6 protein-coding genes and 2 pseudogenes are annotated in these 4522 nt (G+C 59.9%); 3 read left to right on the forward strand and 5 right to left on the reverse strand.

Translation table 11 applies throughout. The annotated features are described in order from the left end of the window. Together DK366_RS20980 and DK366_RS20985 are read left to right on the forward strand one after the other, a co-directional pair. Positions 1–145, forward strand: a pseudogene (locus tag DK366_RS20980) (IS30 family transposase); the annotation flags it as partial. A gap of 67 nt (positions 146–212) precedes the next feature. Continuing rightward, positions 213–515: a hypothetical protein gene (locus DK366_RS20985; protein ID WP_109127505.1), complete on the forward strand. Its 303-nt coding sequence runs from the start codon at positions 213–215 to the stop codon at positions 513–515. A 189-nt stretch (positions 516–704) separates the two neighbouring features. Here DK366_RS20985 and DK366_RS20990 read toward each other — a convergent pair whose 3' ends face one another. The 4 genes from DK366_RS20990 to DK366_RS21005 all read right to left on the reverse strand — a co-directional run bounded on the left by DK366_RS20990 (position 705) and on the right by DK366_RS21005 (position 3125). Then, positions 705–1055: a GIY-YIG nuclease family protein gene (locus DK366_RS20990; protein ID WP_109127506.1), complete on the reverse strand. Its 351-nt coding sequence runs from the start codon at positions 1053–1055 to the stop codon at positions 705–707. Further along, entirely contained in the window at positions 1055–1435 is a 381-nt protein-coding gene (locus tag DK366_RS20995; RefSeq protein WP_109127507.1) for a DUF2239 family protein, read from the reverse strand. Before DK366_RS20995 ends, DK366_RS20990 begins: the two co-directional genes overlap by 1 nt. After that, complete coding sequence (locus tag DK366_RS21000) at positions 1432–1890, reverse strand: DUF1330 domain-containing protein (protein WP_109127508.1); 459 nt, start codon at positions 1888–1890, stop codon at positions 1432–1434. Before DK366_RS21000 ends, DK366_RS20995 begins: the two co-directional genes overlap by 4 nt. An 830-nt stretch (positions 1891–2720) precedes the next feature. Beyond that, on the reverse strand, positions 2721–3125 hold the full coding sequence (locus DK366_RS21005; RefSeq protein WP_109127509.1) for a GFA family protein: 405 nt from the start codon (positions 3123–3125) through the stop codon (positions 2721–2723). Positions 3126–3987: 862 nt separating this feature from the next. Between DK366_RS21005 and DK366_RS21015 the strand changes: the two genes are divergently transcribed. Then, positions 3988–4350, forward strand: a complete 363-nt coding sequence (locus DK366_RS21015; RefSeq protein WP_109127511.1) for a hypothetical protein — start codon at positions 3988–3990, stop codon at positions 4348–4350. Between the two features lie 27 nt (positions 4351–4377). Here the strand turns inward: DK366_RS21015 and DK366_RS21020 are convergent. Continuing rightward, positions 4378–4522: pseudogene (locus DK366_RS21020) on the reverse strand (IS30 family transposase); the annotation flags it as partial.

A 4522-nucleotide genomic window follows, 5' to 3' on the forward strand; every position in this document is an offset into this window, starting at 1 on the left:
TTTCCCCAAAGGCACTGACCTGTCAGGCATCTCGCAAGCTAAGCTTGATGCTGTTGCACGACAGCTCAATGAGCGGCCGCGCCAAACGTTGGACTTCGATACGCCGGCCGAACGATTCCAGCAATGTGTTGCGTTGACCGGCTGAAGTCGCAACCCATAGCGGACCAGCTCGGGTACCCGTGGCTGGAGTCGAAACCAATAGGAGCGCGGGGATGAAAGGGACAGTCGGCTTCGCGCGGAATAAGGTGCGGGGTGTAGCGATGGCGCTGGTGCTTGGCCCTCTGGCTCTGCTGCTATTTGATCCGCCTCGGTCTTACCTGCTTGCCTGTGCTGCGCTCTGCTTTGGCTGGTACGAAGCCTTTGGTCTGCTTCCAAACATCAAGCGCAGCGCAACCATTCCTGATATCTATCGCGCCTTTCGTAGCATGCCCGCAAGAGATAACGGCCTGAGTAGCCGCCTCGTTGGCTTGCTCGGTTTGGTGCTGGCTTTCGCTGCCGTGCTGGTGCGGTGGTAGCTCGAACGTTGACATGGCGCCTTGGCTTCAGCTTCCGATCCGAGGCAGACGATGCTGCAACCAGGGTGCGTCATGGATGTGCACAGAAGCCTGGAGCAGAGCGCACTTCTTCTCCTCTTGTTCTTTCCTGAAACAAGAAAGAAAAGCACACCCTGCCCGGTTTCCTTTGCAGCTTTCCCAACACCACGCTCACACGTACGACAGCGCCGATCCCGGTGGAATCCGTATGCGCCACGCTTCCAGCAAGCGAGCCATTTCCGCCTTGTAGTCAAAGTCGGGTTCGGGGCGCTCGTCAATGCGTTGCAGCGTGTCGAAAGTGAAGCTGGCTTCTCCCAGCGCGCGCCAGTCGTCCATCAATGCCTGGTTGCGATGGGTGCCGAGTTTCAGCTCGGTGAGGTGCCGGTTCATGGCGCCGGTCAGGTTGGCACTCTGGTCGATCAGCATCCTGCCGGTGATGGTGTTGCGGATCGCGAAAATGCCCATCGGAGGCAGGGTCAATTTGTAGCGCTGCGTGAGTGCCTTGCGAGTGGCGCGATCCATTACGGCATTCCTGTGTTGTCGTCGCCGAACCACGCGGGGCCAAGCAAATGGGCGATGTGAGCGCGCACCTGCTCAGGCCACGACGCGATGTGGCAACGCAGTTTCATTCCGTCGTTGGCGAAGAGCGCACGCACCGCTTCTTCGAAATGCGGGCGGTCGCCGGCCATGTCGCGCATGTAGAAGTAGCAGGCGTCCTTGGCCTGGGCAGAGCGATACCGTCCGTCCCTGTCACGGCGTGCTTCCTCTACCAACAGGCGCACGGCTGCGCTGGCGCTGGTGGATTGCGCATCGAGCCATGCCCAGTGGCGATTCAACAGGCGAACGCTGCGTGGCTGTGCGCGCATGGGGTCCTTCACGCTCGTCTCGTGTCTGGCATTCATCGAGCAGCCCCGGCCAACTGCGATGTCACGTCAGACAAGGGCAGCAGGCGTGAATCGATCACGGCTGCCGTGCGATGCCCCAACCCGGCCAGGTACGGCGCGTGCGATGCAAAAGCCAGGAAGGCATGAACGCTGTGCTGGCGAATAAGCATGGCCATGTCCCAATGCTCGCCGGGCGGACCAATCAGGAATTCACCGCCCTTCCCCAGGAATTCGATGCGTCCGCCGGACTCGTGCAGATAGGGCAACGTGTGTTCGATGTATCGCTGGAAAGCAGCTTCGCCGGAGATGGGCGACGCGGGCGCCAGTTCGGGCGTGGCGGCGTAGTCGGCCACCTCGCGAAAGCGCAACAGGTTGAGCATCAAAACGCTCCCCGCCATCTGCCGCATCACGAAGGCACGGCCGGATGCCTGGGTGGGCTCCAGATAGCAGGGGTTGGGATCGGGTGGCGTCATGTCTTGGACTCCTTGTCGAGGCGGCAAGCCTGCGGGAAGGGTCGCAATATACCCGGGTATAATTCGCTAAATCAATATTACCCGGGCGAAAAAGATCGACGCAGGCAATGCACAGGCTGGCGCGGGGTCAGCCCTTGAGCGCGTGTCGTTCCCACAGGCGCGCGAACCGATGCGCCACTTCGGAACGCACCAACGGATCGCGTCGCTTGGCGATGAATCCCTACATCTCGGATGAGCGACCTTTGTTACGGTCGTCGCGTTGCTCGCGGGGTCTTCGGACGGGGTTTGCGAGCAGCGGCAGCAGCAATGCTGTGAGTAGCGCGGGTCGCATGGGTTGCAGCCCATACGACCCGCTGACCATCACCAACTAACAGAGAGTTGACCATGGCTACGCTGGATCATACGGCACGCGTACGCGCGTCTTTCCCGCACGACGACTGCCTCACTTCCATCCCCGACAGTTCGCATAGGGCGAACCTGACACAGCGCCCGCGCGACACCGCGCCTCCCGCACTCACGACCCGCTTAGGTGACAACCACGTTGTCGACGGACGGCCACGTGTGACTCTGCATGCAACACCACCACATGCGTGCAGAGACGGGCGGATCACCGTGAGCACGAGGCCGACTAGCACGGCTAGCGCAAGCTGCGCATGGCGCTATCGGTTGGGAGCACCCGCCGGCCACCTGTCGATGTGAGGTTTTCGCGAGCCTGTTGATCGCCCCTGTGGCGCACTGTGTTGTCTGCGGTGCGCCACACCCAGCGCAACAGAAAGCAGCGCAAGACAACTGGCGAATCCATCAACGCTGCTCATCTTGGAGAGCGCGATTCAGTACCAATAGTCAACGACACATCGACCGTCTTTCGGCAGGTCGTCCGTGGTGTCGAGTCCGTCGTGACGGACAACGGCTATCTGCGCAACGCTTTCCAGGTCGGCCAACCGCAAGTTGACACCCATGGGGCGCCGCCCACCCTCGCTGTCCTTCAAGCCCCGCCAGTACGCCACGCAACCGCAGACGGGGCAAAAATGAAACACGACCCACTTTCCCTGCGTGTAGGTTTGGGTCGGGCCCGAAACGCAGATGCCCTCCCCTTCATAGTCATACGCCCACAGCGCGCCATAGCGGTGACACGCCGAGCAATTGCACACCGTCGCCGACTCAGGCATGCCGCTGAAGCGCCACTCAACCGCGCCGCAGCGGCACGAACCGTGGATCGTCTCGTCCTGGGGCATGGGATGTCCTCCTGCGGCATGTCGTGATCGAGGTTGCGATCTGCTGCGTTGGTGCGTGCATTGGCGATGGTAGTGCGGTATTCACGTGTTCGCTGCCGCCACGCGGCGGACATAAAATGAACGAGCAGTACCTGGCTGGGGATGGCCATCAGAAGGGGAAAGCATGTTGTCTGCGCGTCTGTGGGTGCTTGGCCTAGGCGCTCTACTGGTTCTTGCGGTCGCCGGCTACGGCGCTGCTTTACCAAGGGCGACGGGGAGCCTCAAGGGAAAACTGGGTCTTCTCGCCATATTCTTGAGCGTCGTGCTCGGGCTCGTCTTTGGGCAACTCGATATCTATACGGCGATAACCGGTGAGCCGAAGCCCATGGACAGCGACTATTTCGTCTTCGCGATACTTATGAGCGAATGTCTAGTGGGCATGGCAATCATTTTCTTCTTTGCTTGGCGAATGAGACAGCGCGACGGGGACGCAAAGCGGACGCCCAATAGAGGCAAAAAAAAAAATGTCGCGTCTAACGAAGATAGTTCTCTATGTATCTCTGTTGGCTGGGTTAGGGACAATGGGTCTATCGTGGACTTTGCTTGGCGCGACGTCAGCGGGATTCAAGGTTGGACTGACGCTGATTCTTCTTGCCCTGCAAGTGCTCCTGGCGAGCATCTATTCAAGGAAGGTCGATGTCTTTGCGCGGGGCGGCGTCCTGAGGTACACAGAACACCCTTGGGGCTACAGGCTCTACTTCTAATCCTTTACATATTCGCCTACGGCCTTTGGTGGGTTCAAATACAGCAACACTAGCGGGCAACAGAATTGACGCTAAGGTCCGATTTCGACCCGATGCGGACCTAAGAAAGGAGGGGGAAAATGGACTTGGTTGCGCTGCGCGCCGCTGTCGAAAGCCAGATTGAAAACTACGTCTACGACATTCACCCCGAAGCTGTTGGCCAGCCGTTGCCGCAAGAATGGGTGGACGTCCAGTTGGCTCAGATGCGAGCCGCACTCGTTCCACCCACTTGGCGCGACATAAGAATCCAGGATTCGTATGGGCAAGTGACCGGCACGGCCGGGTGTGAGATGCGGCCCTGCGTCCTCGTCGCCGATGATCGGGAGGGGTGCGAGCTCTATTTCGATCCCGCCCAAGGGGACTTTGTACTCGCGTACTCGGGCAAACCTCCGGTCACTTTTAATGTCCGGGGCGACGCTGTCGGGTGCTTCATGGCACGCTAGATGGATCGTCCGCTTTCGACTGCGACTTCAGCCGGTCAACGCAACACATTGCTGGAATCGTTCGGCCGGCGTATCGAAGTCCAACGTTTGGCGCGGCCGCTCATTGAGCTGTCGTGCAACAGCATCAAGCTTAGCTTGCGAGATGCCTGACAGGTCAGTGCCTTTGGGGAAA

The sequence above is a fragment of the Dyella sp. C11 genome, assembly GCF_003121485.1.
Classification (GTDB): Bacteria; Pseudomonadota; Gammaproteobacteria; order Xanthomonadales; family Rhodanobacteraceae; genus Dyella.

Excerpts from the sequence above, each read along its gene's own strand:
- DK366_RS20985 (WP_109127505.1), top strand. The coding sequence starts at position 213 with ATGAAAGGGACAGTCGGCTTCGCGCGGAATAAGGTGCGGGGTGTAGCG.
- DK366_RS20990 (WP_109127506.1), bottom strand. The coding sequence starts at position 1,055 with ATGGATCGCGCCACTCGCAAGGCACTCACGCAGCGCTACAAATTGACC.
- DK366_RS20995 (WP_109127507.1), bottom strand. The coding sequence starts at position 1,435 with ATGAATGCCAGACACGAGACGAGCGTGAAGGACCCCATGCGCGCACAG.
- DK366_RS21000 (WP_109127508.1), bottom strand. The coding sequence starts at position 1,890 with ATGACGCCACCCGATCCCAACCCCTGCTATCTGGAGCCCACCCAGGCA.
- DK366_RS21005 (WP_109127509.1), bottom strand. The coding sequence starts at position 3,125 with ATGCCCCAGGACGAGACGATCCACGGTTCGTGCCGCTGCGGCGCGGTT.
- DK366_RS21015 (WP_109127511.1), top strand. The coding sequence starts at position 3,988 with ATGGACTTGGTTGCGCTGCGCGCCGCTGTCGAAAGCCAGATTGAAAAC.